This window comes from Chelativorans sp., assembly GCF_031180965.1.
GTDB lineage: Bacteria > Pseudomonadota > Alphaproteobacteria > Rhizobiales > Rhizobiaceae > Chelativorans.
Genome location: NZ_JAPSLH010000006.1, coordinates 1 through 17,033, shown reverse-complemented (window position 1 = coordinate 17,033; position 17,033 = coordinate 1). Strand labels below are relative to the sequence as shown.

The 17,033-nt window shown below is 65.1% G+C and carries 15 protein-coding genes; 3 read left to right on the top strand and 12 right to left on the bottom strand.

The features are described 5' to 3' along the window. Window positions 1–7 precede the first annotated feature (7 nt). Genes glcF through RIN79_RS06275 form a run of 4 tightly spaced genes read right to left on the bottom strand, consistent with a single transcriptional unit; the run spans window position 8 to window position 3,559 of the window. Complete coding sequence (gene glcF / locus RIN79_RS06290) at window positions 8–1,342, bottom strand: glycolate oxidase subunit GlcF (protein ID WP_309083784.1); 1,335 nt, start codon at window positions 1,340–1,342, stop codon at window positions 8–10. A 6-nt stretch (window positions 1,343–1,348) separates the two neighbouring features. Beyond that, entirely contained in the window at window positions 1,349–1,729 is a 381-nt protein-coding gene (locus tag RIN79_RS06285) for a DUF4870 domain-containing protein (RefSeq protein WP_309083783.1), read from the bottom strand. A 40-nt stretch (window positions 1,730–1,769) separates the two neighbouring features. After that, a complete protein-coding gene (gene glcE, locus RIN79_RS06280) occupies window positions 1,770–2,978 on the bottom strand; it encodes a glycolate oxidase subunit GlcE (protein WP_309083782.1) in 1,209 nt (402 codons plus the stop codon). Continuing rightward, on the bottom strand, window positions 2,975–3,559 hold the full coding sequence (locus RIN79_RS06275) for an ASCH domain-containing protein (RefSeq protein WP_309083781.1): 585 nt from the start codon (window positions 3,557–3,559) through the stop codon (window positions 2,975–2,977). Before RIN79_RS06275 ends, glcE begins: the two co-directional genes overlap by 4 nt. Window positions 3,560–3,850: 291 nt before the next feature. On the opposite strand from RIN79_RS06275, the gene araD reads away from it, so the two are divergent. Next, window positions 3,851–5,572 (top strand): L-arabinonate dehydratase, encoded by a 1,722-nt coding sequence (araD, locus tag RIN79_RS06270; RefSeq protein ID WP_309083780.1) that lies wholly within the window; start codon window positions 3,851–3,853, stop codon window positions 5,570–5,572. Between the two features lie 4 nt (window positions 5,573–5,576). On the opposite strand, the gene RIN79_RS06265 is transcribed toward araD, so the two are convergent. From RIN79_RS06265 to RIN79_RS06230, 8 genes are all read right to left on the bottom strand, one after another. Beyond that, window positions 5,577–6,293 carry a FadR/GntR family transcriptional regulator gene (locus tag RIN79_RS06265; protein ID WP_309083779.1) on the bottom strand — a complete coding sequence of 239 codons (717 nt, stop codon included), beginning with the start codon at window positions 6,291–6,293 and terminating at the stop codon, window positions 5,577–5,579. Between the two features lie 72 nt (window positions 6,294–6,365). After that, window positions 6,366–6,749, bottom strand: coding sequence for a VOC family protein (locus RIN79_RS06260; protein ID WP_309083778.1), 384 nt, complete (start codon window positions 6,747–6,749; stop codon window positions 6,366–6,368). After that, window positions 6,746–7,972, bottom strand: a complete 1,227-nt coding sequence (locus RIN79_RS06255) for a Gfo/Idh/MocA family oxidoreductase (RefSeq protein ID WP_309083777.1) — start codon at window positions 7,970–7,972, stop codon at window positions 6,746–6,748. Before RIN79_RS06255 ends, RIN79_RS06260 begins: the two co-directional genes overlap by 4 nt. Before the next feature lie 4 nt (window positions 7,973–7,976). After that, entirely contained in the window at window positions 7,977–9,089 is a 1,113-nt protein-coding gene (locus tag RIN79_RS06250) for a Gfo/Idh/MocA family oxidoreductase (RefSeq protein WP_309083776.1), read from the bottom strand. Between the two features lie 12 nt (window positions 9,090–9,101). Further along, entirely contained in the window at window positions 9,102–10,220 is a 1,119-nt protein-coding gene (locus RIN79_RS06245) for a Gfo/Idh/MocA family oxidoreductase (protein ID WP_309083775.1), read from the bottom strand. A gap of 271 nt (window positions 10,221–10,491) precedes the next feature. Next, the gene (locus tag RIN79_RS06240; protein ID WP_309083774.1) at window positions 10,492–11,634 is read right to left on the bottom strand and encodes a Gfo/Idh/MocA family oxidoreductase; all 1,143 of its coding nucleotides are present in this window, start codon (window positions 11,632–11,634) and stop codon (window positions 10,492–10,494) included. A 65-nt stretch (window positions 11,635–11,699) separates the two neighbouring features. Further along, complete coding sequence (locus RIN79_RS06235) at window positions 11,700–12,971, bottom strand: extracellular solute-binding protein (RefSeq protein ID WP_309083773.1); 1,272 nt, start codon at window positions 12,969–12,971, stop codon at window positions 11,700–11,702. A gap of 211 nt (window positions 12,972–13,182) precedes the next feature. Then, on the bottom strand, window positions 13,183–14,424 hold the full coding sequence (locus RIN79_RS06230; RefSeq protein ID WP_309083772.1) for a Gfo/Idh/MocA family oxidoreductase: 1,242 nt from the start codon (window positions 14,422–14,424) through the stop codon (window positions 13,183–13,185). Window positions 14,425–14,698: 274 nt separating this feature from the next. On the opposite strand from RIN79_RS06230, the gene RIN79_RS06225 reads away from it, so the two are divergent. After that, window positions 14,699–15,604: a dihydrodipicolinate synthase family protein gene (locus tag RIN79_RS06225; protein WP_309083771.1), complete on the top strand. Its 906-nt coding sequence runs from the start codon at window positions 14,699–14,701 to the stop codon at window positions 15,602–15,604. A gap of 39 nt (window positions 15,605–15,643) precedes the next feature. After that, on the top strand, window positions 15,644–16,663 hold the full coding sequence (locus RIN79_RS06220) for a lactonase family protein (RefSeq protein ID WP_309083770.1): 1,020 nt from the start codon (window positions 15,644–15,646) through the stop codon (window positions 16,661–16,663). Window positions 16,664–17,033 lie beyond the last annotated feature (370 nt).

The window sequence follows — 17,033 nt, the reverse complement described above, 5'->3', positions numbered from 1 at the left end:
CTTTTCCTTATGCCGCGGCGACGGGCTGCCTTGCCGCTTGCGGCGCCGGCTCCGGAACCCCTGCCGGTTTCGGCCCGCCATAGGCCCAATCGAGCAGTTCCACCGTGTGCACGATGGGAAGTTTCGTGCCCGATGCGATCTGGGTGATGCAGCCGATATTGCCGGTGGCAATCACCGCGGCGGCGGTTGCCTCGATGTTCGTGACCTTGCGGTCGCGCAGCCGCCGCGAGATCTCCGGTTGCAGGATGTTGTAGGTGCCGGCCGAGCCGCAGCACAGATGCCCTTCGCGCGGCTCCCTCACCACAAAGCCGGCACGCGTGAGCAAGGCGCGCGGCTGACGCGTGATCCTTTGGCCGTGCTGCATGGAGCAGGCGGAGTGATAGGCAACTGCCAGGCCTGGCAGAATCTCGGGTTCGGGCAGGTTCAGCGAGGAAATGTACTCCGTGACGTCCTTCGCCAGCGCCGATACCCGCGCCGCCTTTTCCGCATAGGCAAGGTCGAGCCGCAGCATATGCCCATAGTCCTTGATCGTCGTGCCGCAGCCCGATGCGGTGATGACGATCGCATCGAGCCCGCCATCCTCGATGGCGCGCGTCCATGCGTCAACATTGCGCCGGGCAAAATCGAGCGCCTCGTCCTCACGGCCCATGTGGTGCACCAGCGCGCCGCAGCAGCCCTCACCCTCCGCCCGCACCACCTCCACGCCGAGACGCGTGAGCAGCCGCATCGTGGCGGCATTGATGCCGGGATCGAGCACCGACTGGGCGCAACCAGCGAGAATCGCCACGCGGCCGCGCGCAGCTCCGGCGGGTTTGCCCGCCTCTGGCTGGCCAGCGGCGGGTATGCCGGTCGGCGCAAGCTCCAGCATGGCTGCAACGGGCTTCAGGCCGGGAACAGCCCGGAATAGCGGCATCAGCGGCCGCCCGAATTGCGCGAGCCTGAGCGCAGCCCGGAAGCGCTTGGGATAGGGCAGAACGCGCGCCAGCGTGGCGCGGATCAGCCGGTCGAAGAAGGGCCGGCGGTAGGTCCTTTCGATATGCGCCCGCGCATGATCGACGAGGTGCATGTAGTTCACGCCTGACGGGCAGGTGCTCATGCAGGACAGGCAGGAGAGGCAGCGGTCTATATGCGTGACCGTCTCGCGGTCGGCGGACCGCCCGTCCTCCAGCATGTCCTTGATGAGATAGATGCGCCCGCGCGGGCTGTCGAGCTCATTGCCCAGCTCGACATAGGTCGGGCAGGTGGCCGTGCAGAAGCCGCAATGCACGCATTTGCGCAGGATCGTCTCGGACTCGGCGGTCTGCGGGTCGGCCAGCTGCTCGGGCGTGAAATTGGTCTGCATCTCTTTCTAAAGCATCCAGCTTTCCGGGTTCCTGATCGGCTCGTTCCGGCTTACCGCCTGCAGTCCGATCACGATGCGCACGATCGCCCAGACGGCCACTGCCAGGAAGAGCAGGAAGCCGATGCCGACCACCATCAGGATCGCCGAAACAAGCCCGAAGAGGAGGCCGATCCAGAAGGTGCGTATAGCCCAGGTATAGTGGGTCTCGACCCATGCCTCCGATTTTCCCCTGTTCATATAGGCAATGACCACGCCGATCAAAGCGGTAATCCCGACGACGAGGCTTACCAGGTAAAGAATGTAGACGAGTTGGACATTGGCCGGACCGGGCTCCAGCCAGCCGGGGCTTCCCCGCGTGGGTGTCGGTTCCTGGTTCATGTCGCTCATGATCTTCTCCCGCTTCGAGGGGGCTCACCTTAGCATGGGGTCAGCCGGCGGCCGTCCGTCCCGGATTGAGGATGTTCTTGGGGTCGAACTGCTCCTTCAGCCGCGCCGCCAGGGCGGCGAGCGCCGGCGGCTGCGGCTGGAAGACGGGAACCGCGGCCCTGACCCCCGCCGGCGCGCGGACCAGTGTCGCGTGACCGCCGCCGAAATGGCCGATCAGCCCGCGCAGGCCCTCCGCTTCCGGGTCGGCTTCCATACGCAGCCATATCAGCCCGCCCTGCCAGTCGTAGTAGGCGTTGGCGCCGGCGAGCCTTCTAAACGCGTCGACCATCCTGTGCCCCTCGGTGGGGGACATGGAAACCCGCCACACCGGCGCGGCCGTTCCGTCGGCAAAGGGCCGGCAGTCGCGGACCTCGCGCCATAGACTGCGCGAGTCCTCCCGCTCGACGGCCTCGGCCGTCGCATAGGACCGCAAGAGCCGCGCCAGCAGATCGAAGCGATAGTCCACGGACGGGCCGACACCTTCGATGCGCAGGAGAGTGCGCGCGCCGCCCGACAGAGCGCCGCCGAGGAAGCGCCCAACTACCCCTTCGGGCAGGTGGGCGGCACCCGAGACTTCGGCGCTCGATCCCATAGCCTCCGCCATGGCGGCTGCGGCCTTGGCATCGTCAAGCCCCGTCAGAACCAGCGTCTTTTCCGTTTCCGGCGCGGGCAGCACCTTGAAAGTGACATCCGTCACCACTGCGAGCGTGCCCCAGGATCCGGCCAGACCCTTGGAAAGATCGTAACCGGTGACATTCTTCACCACACGGCCACCGGATTTGAACGCTTCGCCCCGTCCCGACACCGCATGCACACCCAGCACATGGTCTCGCGCCGCCCCGGCCTTGATGCGCCGCGGCCCGGAGAGATTGGCGGCGAGCACCCCGCCGATGGTCCCCCGCCCGGCGGCCCCGCCGAGCAGCGGTCCATAATCCATCGGCTCGAAGGCAAGCTGCTGGTTGTGCTCCGAAACCAGCGCCTCGATCTCGGCGATCGGGGTGCCGGCTCTGGCGGAGAGCACCAGCTCTTCCGGTTCGTAAAGCGTGACGCCAGTGAGCTTCGACAGATCCAGCACATGCTCGGTCTGCGCCGGGCGGCCGATGCCGCGTTTCGAGCCGTGGCCCACCACCTCGAGTGGCGTTTCGTCGGCCGCCGCCCAGCGGACCGTGTTGAGCGCTTCCGCCGGGTTTGTCGGAGTGAAAGTGGTCAAGCCCCTGTCCCCAGCATGTCGAGCAGCCCTTTCCCTCGTGGCGAAATCCGATAGCCGACCTTGAGGCTTTCGGTCAGGCCAAGCTCTTTAAGCTTCCGCACGTCGCGCTTGAATTTCAGCTTTTCGACCCCGAGCTTGCCCGCCAGCCGGCCGGCCGGAATCCCGGGCTCAGCCGCGATGAGCTCCAGCACACGCCGATGGTAACCGTCCTCGCCCCCGGCCTTGTCCCAACGTGCAAGTTTTGCGGCGAGGCTCGCTGCCTCTTTGCTATCGAGCGGCTCCTCGCGCAGCATGGTTCGGCGGTCCGGCTCGAGGCCGCAGAACTCGATGCGATAGAGCGCGCGTCCATCGTCCCGGCGCAAACCTTCTTTCAGTTCCGGGAGCGATGCGAAACCCGCTCGTCGGGCGTCCTCCTCGGTGAGTGATGCTTCCTCGACCAGGCTGACCGCGCGGATCGACAACTCGCCGAGGGCGGTGCGCAGCGCCGTGCCCGGTGTCACGGTCGGCTTTTTCCAGCGGCGGAAGGCAAGCGTGATTTCACCGCGCGCAATGCCTTCCAGGACTGCTTGCTTGATGAGCACGCCTCAAATCCTCGGAATCTCGGACAAGCGCCGCACGGGCGGAACTGCGGATGAGTTTGAGTAGCCGGTTCGGACCAAATCCGCAATTGACCTCGTCCGCTGGTCGATCGGCCAAATTGGACTCCCTCCCCGGTTTCTATTTCGGGCTGTCCTCTCCCGGCAGCATCGCTACCAATAGCTTACCGCAACTGCTAAAAGTAAATTCACTTTACATCTTTGCCTCGGATCGCCTAGGAAGGCATGGGAACGCCTGCCCGAAGCGGGCGGATCGCGCCGCAAACAGAGAAGCCAATGCCAAAGTCTCCTGAAGAACTCCGCAGCTTCCGCTGGTTCGGCCACGACGACCTGCGCTCCTTCGGCCACCGCTCGCGGCTGGTGCAGATGGGCTATTCTCTCGACGAGATCAAAGGCAAGCCGGTCATCGCGATCATCAACACCTGGAGCGACATCAATCCCTGCCATACGCATTTCAAGCGCCGCGTCGAGGATGTGAAGCGCGGCGTCTGGCAGGCGGGCGGCTTCCCCATCGAGATCCCGGCGATGACGCTGGACGAGACCTACACGAAGCCAACCTCCATGCTCTACCGCAACTTTCTCGCCATGGAGGTGGAAGAGCTTCTGCGCTCGCATCCGGCTGATGGCGCGGTGCTGATGGGCGGCTGCGACAAGACCACGCCGGCCACGATCATGGGCGCCATTTCCATGAACATTCCCACCCTGTTCATGCCCGCAGGCCCGATGCTGCGCGGCAACTGGGGCGGAAAGATCCTGGGCTCCGGCTCCGATGTTTGGAAATACTGGGCCGAGCGCAAGGCCGGCAACATCACCGATGCGCAATGGCTGGAGATGGAGCAGGGCATCGCCCGCTCCTACGGCACCTGCATGACCATGGGGACCGCCTCCACCATGACCGCGCTTGCCGAGACGCTCTCTATGGCGCTGCCCGGCTCTTCGTCGATTCCCGCCTCCGATTCCGGTCATTCGCGCATGGCCGCGCGCACGGGCGCGCGGGTGGTCGAAATGGTCTGGCAGGACATCAAGCCGCGCGACGTCCTCACGCCGCAGGCTTTCGAGAACGCTCTGGTGGTTCACATGGCGCTCGCCGGCTCCACCAACGCCATCGTCCACCTGATCGCCATGGCGCGGCGCGCGGGGGTTCACCTCACCATCGACGATTTCGACCGGGTGGCCGGACGAGTGCCGGTGCTGGCCAATCTGCGCCCCTCCGGCGCCTGGCTCATGGAGGACTTCTTCTATGCCGGCGGGCTGCTTGCCCTGCAGAAGGAACTCGGTTCGCTCCTCGACCTTGAGGTTCCCACCGCTTCCGGCAAAAGCCTGGGCGAGGCGCTGGAATTTGCGCAGAACTACAACCCGGACGTCATCCGGCCGCTCTCCAACCCCGTCTCGGGCTCGGGAGGGCTGGCGGTGCTGCGCGGCAATCTTGCGCCGGAGGGTTGCGTCATGAAGCCGGCCGCCGCCGAGCCGCGGCTCCTGGAGCATACCGGCCCGGCGGTCGTGTTCGAAACCTATAACGACCTCGTGGCGAATATCGACCGCGAAGACCTGGACGTGACCGCCGACAGCGTCCTCGTGCTGCGCACCGCCGGCCCCGTCGGCGGGCCGGGCATGCCGGAATGGGGCATGCTGCCCATCCCGAAAAAGCTCCTGCAGCAGGGGGTGCGCGATATGGTGCGCATCTCCGACGCGCGCATGTCGGGCACGAGCTACGGCGCCTGCGTGCTCCATGTCTCGCCGGAAAGCTACGTCAAGGGCCCGCTCGCCGCGGTCAGGACCGGCGACCTCATCACGATCAGCGTCAGCCGGCGCAGCATCGAGCTGCATCTGTCGGACGAGGAGATCGCCCGGCGTCTTGCCGACTATGTCCGGCCCCCGCGCGACTATCCGCGCGGCTTCGGCCTCCTTTCGGCGCAGCACATCTCGCAGGCCCATGACGGCTGCGACTTCGATTTCCTGACCGGCACCGATCCGATCCCTGAGCCGGAGATCCACTGAGGCTTCAGGTATCGCGGTGGGAGTCGGTGATGCGCTCGCGCGCCTGCACCAGGTGATAGCGCATATAGAGCGCCGCCAGTTCGCCATTTCCCGCCCGGATTGCCTCGATGATCTGCTGATGCTCGCGCATGACGGTATTGCGGCGCTCTTCCGAGCCAAGCTTGGTCAGGCCGAGCGCCACGCTCATGGAGCCGCCGACCTCTCGGCGCAGGCTCTCGAACTGGGAGACGAAGAGCTCGTTTCCGCTGGCGACGGCGATCTCGCGATGGAAGGCGAAATCCTCCTCATTGGCCGATTCGCCCCGCATCATCTTCTCGCGCATGCGGTTGTTGGCTTCCTCGATGCTGCTCAGCTGCGCGGGGCTGCGCCGCTCGGCGGCGAGGCTCGCTGTGGCCGCCTCCAGCGCCAGCCGCACCTCGAAAGAGCGCAGATAGCCGGAGATGTTCGCCGGCGTTGCGAAATTTGTGATGGCGACGGAAGGGACGGCGCGCACGAAAGTGCCGGCGCCGCGGCGCGCATAGATCAGGCCATCGGCCTGCAAACGGATGAGCGCTTCGCGGACCACCGGCCGCGAGACGTTGAAGGCGGAGCTGATCTCATGCTCGGTCGGAAGGCGATCGCCTTCCCGGAAGGAGCCGGCAAGGATCTGCTCCAGGATTTGGCCATAGAGTATATCGGCCAGGCGTTCCTTGCGCGGCGGCGTCAGCTGCAGTCCAACCATTCACGGCCTCTCGGGCATTTCTGGCCCAACTAGACATATGCACACTTGCCTGACAATCCCCGCGCCAGAGTTCTAGGCAAGAGGTTCCCTGCGTTGCGCAAGCTGTAGCGTCAGGCCGAACGGGTCGCGCAGGAAGGCGAGCCGGTCGCCCCGGGGCGTGTCGTTGATGTCGCCCACCTGCCGGGCGCCAGCGGCGCAGAGCCGCTCAATGTCCCGCTCGATATCCTCAGATGCTAGGGCCAGGTGGAAAGTCGTCTCCCCGAGCTTGGCCAGGTCCAGATGCCGGTCGGCGGGATCGTCGTAGAGTTCGATCACCATGCCGCGATCGTCGACAAGGAAGCGGCCATGCTTCGGCGCCGGGCCGGAGCGCACCACCTTGAATCCGAGATGAGGCGCGTACCAGTCCGCGGCCGCGCGCGGGTCGGGCGTGTTGATCGCAAGATGCTCGATTTTCATGGGCTTTCTTCGGTTTCGGGATAGGCCGCGGCAATGGCCGCCTGGTCGAGCGCGACCTTCTTGCCCGGCGCCGCCCAGGGCACGCAAAGTTCGCTCGGCAGCTTCTCCTCCGTGAAAGCCCTGGCGATGAGTTCGTCCAGCCCGGCGATCACAGTGCGCATGGAAGAATCCTGCGGCACGCGGCGGACAATGTCCTTCGGCACCGGGTGAACCGGCGAGGAAAGATGCGCGCCGTTGGCGGCAAGCGTCTCAGCCGCCGCGACCTCCAGCGTACAGACAAAATGTTGCGGTTCGGCAATCCGCTTCAGCACAGCACGCAGCATCGTGTCGCGCAGGTCCGTGCCGGTGAGGCACTCCATCTCGGTGACGACGGCGCCGTCACGCTCGATCAACAGCCGCTCCGGCGTCCAGTGGATGCGGCCGCGGCTCCCGCGCACGACGATCTCAGGATTGAGCACGCCTTCCGGACAATGGCTGACCAAGAAATAGAGCGGCGCGTCGTCCCTGGTCCTGATGCGCATGGCCGCCGTGTCGGCTGTTTCGATGTCGCGGGCGCTGTAGAGCTCGGCTTCAATCGCCGCCAGTTCGGCAGTCCGGGCAAGTTCCCTGCCCGCCAGGAAGGCGACCATGTTCAGCTGATGCGCAAAAGCGTTGTTGAAGGGGGAATCGAGAATCCAGATATTCCCCTCGCGGATCCGGCCGATCCACGGCTTTTCATAATAGGTGTCGGGACGCGGCCACAGACCACGGCATTTCACCGCCTCAAGCGCTCCGATCGTGCCGTCCAGGATAGCCCGCTTCATCGTGAGAGTTTCGGGCGCGTACATGGTCTGGTAGCCTACGGCGACGAAGCGGCCGGCCGTGGCTTCCGCCGCCCGCATCCTCTCCACCTGGCCAATGGTGGCGGCCGCGGGCTTTTCCACGAAGACATTGGCGCCCGCTTCCAGCGCGTCGACCGTCATCTTCTCGTGCAGGTGGATGCCGGTGGGGATGAAGCAGAGGTCGATCTCTCCCTTTAGCGCGGCCAGCATCTCGCGATAGTCGGAGAAGATCCTTGCACCCGCTCCCCGCAGGGCCGCGGCATGCTCCGGGGCACGCGCCTCATCGCGGATCGTTGCCGCCGCGATCCTCGCCTCGCCGCGCTCGCTCAGCCGCAGGAGGTCGGCGCAATGAACGCGCCCGAAACCGGCGACCCCGATCAGCGCCGCCCTGACCCCTACCATCGTGCTAGACTCGTTTGTCGGGATATTTCCCGGCGACCAGTTCCTCGAACAGCGCTTCGAAGTCGGCGCGGTCGAGCGGGAAGCGCACCTCCTTCTTCCGGTAATTCGAGTAGATCATGGCATTGCAGAACTCCACGCACATGCGCGCTTCCTCGCCATTGTTGATGAGCGGCGTGCCGTTCAAAATGGCGGAGTGGAAGTTCTCGTAGACCTCGCGATGGTCGCCATTGCCATTCTCGAACTCGACCGGCACCTCCTTCACAGCGGGCGGCTTGGTGGTGACCCCGTCCCGCAGGATGTAGTCGCGGAAATCCTCCTCGAGCAGCTTTAGGCGGAAATGCCCGTCCTTGATGACCTGCAGCGAGCCCTTGGTGCCGACGATCTCCAGCCGTTCCTCGCGGCCCGCTTCAGCCGTCGAGATGTGGATGGAGCCGAGCGCCCCGCTCTCCCACTCCACCATCGCATGCACCGTGTCCTCGGTCTCGATATCGTGGAGCAGGTTGCGGTTCCAGGCGACGAGCCGGCTCGGCATGCCCATCAGATAGATCAGGTGATCGATATTGTGCGGCCCCTGATTGATGAGCACGCCGCCGCCCTCGGTCTTCCATTTGCCGCTCCAAGGCTTGTCGGTGAAGTACTGCCTCGTGCGCGGCCAGGGCACGATCATGTCCACATGCTGGATCTTGCCCAGAACGCCCTCGTCCATGATGCGCTTTGCCGTCCGGGAATCGGCGCGGAAGCGCTGCTGGTAGCTGACGCAGATGAGCTTGCCGTTGCGCTGTGCCGCCTCCATCATCGCGTCCGCTTCGGCGATGCGCACCGCCATCGGCTTTTCCGTCAGCACATGCGCGCCGGCATTGAGGCAGTCGATGGCGATCGAGGCGTGGGAAGGATGAGAGGTGGTGATCACCGCCACATCCGGCTTCAGCGCCGCCAGCATCTCCCTATGATCCACATACCAGGGGACGCCGAGTTCCTCGCCCTGCTCCCTGGCGCGGTCGCCGAGAAGATCGCTCACGCCCACCACTTCAAGCGTGGGAAGGTCGAGAACCTTCTTGTGCCTGTTCCTGAAGATGCCGGCGCCGACGCCGATGAAGACATGCCTTAGGCGCTTCATTGTTCTTTCCTTTCAGAAGGCGAGCGGATTGCCGCGGAATTCCAAAGGCAGGGAAACCTGCCGGCGGTGTAGATGCGAAGCATAGATGCCATGAACCATCTCGATGGCCCAGCGCCCGTCGCGCGCGCTGCAGATCGGCTCGCGGTCCTCCTCGACCGCCGCCACGAGATCGGCGATCGCCAGCCGGTTGCCGCGGGTGGGCATATGCACCGTGTCGGGATCGGGCGAGCCCGGCACCGGCGGCTCAAAGGGCGCGTCGACGGCCGTGAAGTCGTTGGCCTCCTCGGGAACGGACGCAGCCTTGGAGAGCTTGAGCGTGGTCCGCCGCGTCCAGTCGCCGTAGCGCAGCGACAACACGCCTTCCGTGCCGATCAGCGTGATGCCCCAGCGCTCGCCACGCTTCTCCATGTTCGCCCGGCTTTGGAAATGGCCGACCACGCCATTCGGAAAGGCATAGAAGGCGTTGACCGAATCGCCGGCAATCAGGCCGTTTTTCTCCTGGGGTATGAAGGAGTCGGCCTTCGTTATGTCGCGCCCGTTGGCGGTGACGCGGCCGGAAACCCAGATCGGGTCGCCGGCGAAGAAGCGCATGGCGTCCATCACATGGCAGCCGAGTACCATCGTGTCCTCGCCGCCGCCGCGTCGATCCTCCTTGCCGCGGCCGATGATGTTGGTGAGCGCGCCGATTTCGCCGCGCTCGAGCATCTTCTTGGCGGTCAGGAACGGCTCGACATACCGGCTCTGGTGCGCCACCGCGATCTTCACTCCGCGGTTTTCGGCAAGCGCGATGATGCGGTCGCATTCCTCCGGGCTCGTGGCGAGCGGCTTGTCGGTATAGACGTGGCAGCCGGCCTCTATCGCTGCGGTGATCATCTCCTCGTGCTCGAAGGACTGGCGCGGGCAGACGCTGACGATGTCCAACTCCTCTTTCTCCAGCATCTCGCGATAATCGGCATAGGAGCGCTCGGCCTTCGCCTCGGCCATGGCCGTGGCGCGGCCCTCCTCGTGCGGGTCGGCGATCGCCACCATCTTGGTGAAAGGCAGGAACTGATAGGGCATGTGCAGCTGATGGCCATATTCGCCATAGCCGGTGTGCCCGATGGCAGCTGCGCGATAAATCTTCTTCGGCATGAGATTCCAATCCCGGTCTTGGGCCGCCGCCTTGCGCGGGCAGCCGAGGGCAGACGGGCGACGGCCGCTGTCCAGAAAACTCCCTGAGCGCGTCCGGCTCGCCGGCGCCGCTCCTCCACGTCAGCCGGCGAGCCGCCGGCAGCGCTGCAGGCGCCTCAGCCAGGAGCCGCCGCATAGTGCCGGCCAAAGGTTTAGGCCTCCTAACGAAGTTGTCAACCCGATTTGCAAAGTTTCTAGACAAATTGATCTACTCTGGCCTGCCAGGCTGCAATCAGTATTCGCAGCCGAAGGCGAGCGGATGGCGCCGGTCGGCGAGAGGGAAAGTCAGGCGACGCCCTGTCAGATGCGAAGCATAGATGCCGTGCACCATTTCGATCGTCCAGCGCCCGTCATGGCCGCTCGACCGCGGCTGCTCCGATGTGAGGATATCCCAGACGGCGAGCCGGTTGCCGCGCGTCGGCATATGCACGCTTCCCAATTCCTCCGAACCGGGCACGACCGGCTCGAAGGGCGCCTCGACGTGCTCTAGGACCGCCTCCTCCGGCACGCACGGCGCCTTCGAGATCTTCAGCGTCGTGCGGCGCTCGAAATCGCCGTAGCGCAGTGAAAGCACGCCCCTCGTGCCGATCAGCGTCAGGCCCCATCGGTCGCCGTGAAGGTGCTGGTTGCGCACGCTCACCGCATGGCCGATCACGCCGCCAGCGAAGCCGAACATGCCCCAGACCGAATCGCCGCCCACCGGCCCGTTGCAGTCCTTTCCTTCATAGGCGGCCTGCCGCGCCATCGGCCTTCCGCCGACGGTGCAGCTGCCCTGGACCCAGAGCGGATCGCCGGCAAAGAAGCGCATGGCGTCGAGCGTATGCACGCCGCAGCACATGAGATCCTCCCCGCCGCCGCGATGATCCTCCTTGCCGCGGCCGATCATCGAAAGAAGCGTGCCGATCTCGCCTGCGTCGAGCATGCGCTTGGCCGTGAGGAACGGCTCGACATATCGGCTCTGATGCGCGACGCCGAGGCGCACGCCCCGTCTTTCGCAAGCGGAGATCATCCGGTCGGCGCTTTCGAGGTCCGGCGCCATCGGCTTGTCGACATAAATGTGCACACCCGCCTCCGCCGCGGCAGAGATCACCGCCTCGTGCCGCTCGGCATGGCGGGAGCAGATGGAAACGATGTCCGGCCGCTCCTTCTCCAGCATCTCGCGATAGTCGGCATAGGCGCGCGCGGCACCGGCCGCGATCCTGCCTTCCTCCCGTGCTTTTGGATCGGCATCGGCGACGGCCACCATCTCCACCTGCGGAAGATGCTGGTAGGGAAGATGCAGGCCATGGCCGCCGGCAAAGCCGAGATAGCGTCCCGCCTTGTCGAAATGCCCGGTGTCGCCGATCGCCGCGGCGCGGAAAATCCGCCCTGCCATTTGCCGCCCCTCAAAAAAGAAGGCCCGCAATGCAGGCCTTTGAGTTTCGCTTCTGCTTGGGAAGGTCAGGCACGCTCGAGAATCGCATTGCCCTCGTCGACATAACGCTGGGCACCCTCCTTGGGCGTCATCTGCTCGAAGGCGACCTGCTGGCTCACTTCCCGAAGCAGGGCTTCGACTTCCGTTGCGCCGCGCGGAGGCGGCGGCGGAATGGGGCTCACCACCTTGGTCGCCTCGATCACGAAATCGAGGGACGCCTTGTTCACCTCGTCGAGGGTCGGGGCGACGACCTCCTGCATCCTCGGCGAGCAAGGGACGCCTCGCTCCAGGCCCAGAACCTTGACGCCTTCCGGGTTCATGACCGTGTAGTTGGCCAGCTTGATGGCATCCTCCTTCAGCTTGGAGCCCGAATAGATGCTCCAGAAGTTCGACGGCTTCAGGTACTGGCCGTTCTTCGGTCCGGCACCCTGCGGATAGGCGGTGATGCCCAGCGGCTTCGGCGTCGTCTTCTGGTACCCTACCAGGCCGTTCGAGTGAACGAAGGCGGCGCCCGCATAGCCCTGGGTGATCAGGTTCGCATCCACGGTGTCCTTGTCGAGGGCGGCGACGTCGGCGGGCGGCGAAGCGCCGTCGGCGCGGGCCTTGGCCCACATCTCGAACCATTCGGTGACCGCATCCACCGGCGTGCCGATCGACTGGCCATCATAGGAGGCAAACTCCTTCTGGCGCATGTAGTTGTCGAAGGCAGCCGCCTTGCCGCTCGGATCGTTGCAGCCGAAATATTTTCCGTCATGCGCCTTGGTGACCTGCAGCGCCATGTCGAGGAACTGCTCCCAGGTGGTGCCGATCGGGATCTCGGTGATCCCCACCTTACCGTACGCTTCCTTGTCGAAGAAGAGCGCGTTGGTGTTGTTGCCGAGATTAACGCCATAGAGCTTGCCGTCGACGCGCAGGCTGTCCACCGTCGGCGCCGGCCAGTCTGAAAGGTCGAGCAGCTCGCCGACATAGTCGTCCAGCGGCTCCAGCGCGCCGCGCTGGGCGTATTCGCTGATATAGCGATAGTCCATCTGGAACAGGTCGGGGCCGTTGCCGCCGGCGATTTGCGTCGACACCCGGGTGATATAGTCATCGAAGCCGACCGACTCGCTGTCGACGGTGAGCCCCGGATTCTGCGCCACGAAATCGGCGATCGCCTGCTGCGTGCGCTTCAGACGGTCCTGCCCGCCCCACCAGAAGGCGCGCAGGCGACGCTCCTGCCCGAAAGCCGGCACCGCCGTCAGCGCGGTGGCCGCTCCCGCCATGTGCAGGAATGTCCGGCGTGTGAATGAATGAGCCATGTCGAATTCCTCCCTTGCGATCCGTCGATCCGAGATCGAGTCAAAGACGGCGCTCTGTTCCGGTCTACCGTCCCGAGAATGGCAGCGCCTCCCGAGCGAAGCCTGATGCGCCCCGCATCCCACGCGGCGCCCTTCTCGATCTTCAAAGGTTAGACTTCACCCTGGAATTTGTCAATAAGTCTTGCAAATAGGGTATCTACATCCTACGCGTTCATCCGGCGAGTTCGGGCATGAGGTCGCCGATCCGGACCATGCGGCCAGCGCGCACGCTCTCCATGGCCGCAACACCGCAGAGCACGGACATGGCGCCGGCGCGCGAGTCCGCACGCTGCTTCAGCGCGTCCTCCATGCCCGGCTTGAAGATCATGTTGCGCATGCGGTCATCGCCGCCATAGTGACCGCCCGGCTGATGCGGCACGAAGATGTGCTCAACGCCGCCGCCGAAATTGCGGATCAGCAGGATCTCGTCACTCGGGGGCGTCTCCCACGGCTGGTCCTCGTACTGGCGCAGTTCCAGCCGGCCCATCGTGCCGTTGAAGGCGATGAAATGCCCCTCGATCGGCATATAGGTGCTCACGGAATAGGAGGCGGTCACCTGGTTGCGGTAGCGGATCGTCGCCGTCATCGTGTCGGGAATGTCGATGTCCTCGCGATAGACGCAGGCATCGCGGAAATAGCCGTCATGCTGTGACGGCTCCTCATAGAGCGCGTCCAGGAAGGGATCGGAGGCGAGATCGAAATAGTAGTTGCACTCGGCCTTGTAAGGGCAGGTCTTGCAGCGCACCCAGCGGAACGGCCCAGCCTTGCCATAGTTGCGCAACTCGCCGAAGGCGCTGACGGCTTCCGGCTCCGTATCGAGATACCAGTTGAGGAGATCGAAGTGGTGCGTCGACTTGTGGACGAAGAGGCTGCCCGAATTCTTCCGATAGGCATGCCAGCGGCGGAAATAGTCGGCGCCGTGCCGCGTATCCAGATACCAGTGGAAATCGACCGATGTGACGGTGCCGATGGCGCCCGCGCTCAAAAGCTCCTTGATCTTGGCGGAGGTAGGCGCAAACCGGTAGTTGAAGGAGACGTCGACCTTCCGGCCGGACCGCTTCTCCGCCTCCATGATGCGCCGGATTTTCTCCGGAGTCGTGGTCATCGGCTTTTCCGCAATGACGTCGCAGCCGAAATCCAGCGCCTTCACGATGATGTCGTCATGGGTGTAGTCCGGCGTGCAGACGATTACCAGGTCGGGCTTCGCCTCCGCCAGCAGGTGGTCGAAATCCGCATAGATCGGGGCCGTCGATCCCATGATCGCACGGGCGCGCTCGCCGCGCAGCGGATTGGTCTCGCAGATCGCCACCAGTTCGACGAAATCGGACCATCCCGCCAAAAGGTCCCTGCCCCACATCTTGGTGCCCCGGTTGCCGGTGCCGACCAGCGCATAACGCCGCCTTGCTTCAGCCATCCTGCTTCTCCCTCTGCCCAGCCGCCGGCGGCGGAGCCATTTGGTACCTGAACCGACGTTTTTAGCGTCCAACGGCCGGGCATGCTTCCGCCAAACCCGCCATGCGGCCGCTCTGAAACTACAACCATAATAGGACGCTCGCCGCAACAGATTTGATAAGTTGATTGACAATGTCGCCCTCGGAGCGCTACTCACGCTGGATAACGGGCCAGATACGCCCGCAGTCGGGGCAGCACGGAAGCCAGCCATGTTAACCAAGGTGACATATTCAGCGTTGGCCCGATCCGTCCTGGCCGTGCCGCCGCTGGCGCTCACGCCCGACCTCGAGATCAACCGCGCCGCCAATGCCGCGCAAATCCGGCATCTGGAAGCCGGCGGCGTGACGACGCTGCTTTATGGCGGCAATGCCAATGTGCACAACTGGCAGGTCTCCAAATTCGACGAATGGCTGGACGTCCTCGAGGAGAGCGCCGGGGCGGACAGCTGGCTGATCCCCTCGGTGGGCCCTGATTGGGGCAAGCTCCTGGACATGGCCGCCGTGCTGAAGCACCGGAAACTCCCGGTCGCGATGGCTCTGCCGCTGATCGCGCCGCAGACGCCCGAGGGCGTGGTGCGCGGGCTGGAGGAATTCTCCGGACGGTCGGGCGTGCCGCTCATCGTCTATATCAAGACGGACGGCTATGTGCCTGCCAAGGCGATCGCGCGCCTTCATGAAGAGGGGGTGGTGTTCGGCATAAAATACGCCGTGCCGCGCAAGGATCCCCTGGTCGATCCCTATCTCGACGAGCTGATCGCGGCGATCGGACGGGAGAAAATCGTCAGCGGCTTCGGCGAGCCGCCCGCCCTCCCGCATCTGCTCGATTTCGGGCTCGCCGGCTTCACGGCGGGATGCGTCTGCATCGCCCCGACGCTGTCGATGCGCTACCTCAAGGCGCTGCAGGCCGGCGACCGGGCTGGCGCGCAAAAGCTGCTCCAGCCTTTCCTCAGGCTCGAAGCGCTGCGCGAGCGCTCCAGCGCGATCCGTGTGCTCCACCAGGCCGTCACCTATTCGGGCGTCGCGGATCTCGGGCCGATGCTGCCCCTCCTGAGCCCGCCTGCCGCCGGGGAGCACGAGGACATCAGGGCCGCGGCGCGCGAACTCCACGCAGCCGAGATGGCGGCCCGCAGCGTTCCCGCATAGACTGCCGGCAGGAGACGCTCCTGCCCGACCGAGGAAGACATGCCCAGTTCCTGCTTCGTGATTGTCTGCAACGCCGCCGACAACCGCCTTGGCCTTTACGAACTGGACGGGTCCGGTGCGCTGTCGCACCTGCGGGACGCCGACCTTCCGGGCCTCGAGGAGTCCAAGGGCTCCTATCCGATGACGCTCGGCCCGGACCGGAGCAAGCTTTATGTCGCCTATCGCGGCGCCGCGCCCGCCGTGCTCACCTATGCGGTGGATGCGGCAGGACGATCGGTCGAGTTCCTCGGCAAGAGCCCGCTTGCGGACAACATGGCGCATATCGCGACGGATGAAGGCGGCCGGTTTCTTCTCTCGGCCTCCTATAGCGGCGGCAAGGTCAGCATAAACCCGATCGCGGCGGACGGCGTGGCGCAGGGGCCGAGCGATACGCTCCAGGCCGAGCCCAACATGCATTGCGTGGTTCCCCTCCCCGGCACGGATGCGTTCTTCGCGACCAGCCTCGGCAGCGACCTCATCCTGAAATACCGCTTCGATGCGGCCGGAAAGCTGACGCTCGAGCCGGAGCGTGCCGGGTCGGCCGCGGGCAGCGGGCCAAGGCATTTCGTCTTCCACCCGTCGATGCGGTTCGGCTACCTGCTCACGGAAAAGGCCTCGACGGTGGGTGTCTTCGGCTTCGACGGGAAGTCCCTGACGCGCGAGCCGCTGCAGTCGCTCTCGATCATGCCCGACAACTGGCGCGGAAAGTGCTGGGCGGCGGATATCCGGATCACGCCGGACGGGCGCTTCCTCTACGCGTCCGACCGCAGCGCGAACTCGATCGCCGGCTTTGCCGTGGACGGGGCGACGGGACTTATCGAGCGGAGGCAAATCACCTTTGCCGCGCCCTGGCCGCGTTCTTTCAACCTCGATCCGCATGGACGCTTCCTCCTGGCGCTCGGCGAGGCGAGCGGGCTCATGGACGTTTTCGCCATCGATCCTGGGACCGGGGGGCTCGACAAGCGCCATACGATCCCCACCGGCCGCATCCCCAGCTGGGTGGAGATTTTGGCCGGGTAGTCGGAGGGCATGCGTCATCGCCGCCTCGCCCGGCTATCGCCGTCTGGCCATTGAAGAAGGTGGGAAGCGGGGCGCGTGATCCGTGCCTCTCTGTTAGTTAATCGTGGCGCGTCCCACGCGCCCCGCCGGCCGCTGTCCCGACATTGGCCGGTCACTCGGGTCTTTCTTCCGCCCCGGCTGCACCCAATGAAGGGGGTGGTCTTTGCCGGGCCGAAGGAAAAGCCCTAGCGGCTTCTCCGCGGTTTCCGCGATGCCGGCTCTCACCCAGCATCCGTTTTTCCGAAGTGCTGTCTGTCACCCAGCACCCCGGCACCGCCGGCCTGTCGCGGGCCCTCAGCATGCCTCCAGGTACCGATCCCTGGAGGGGGAG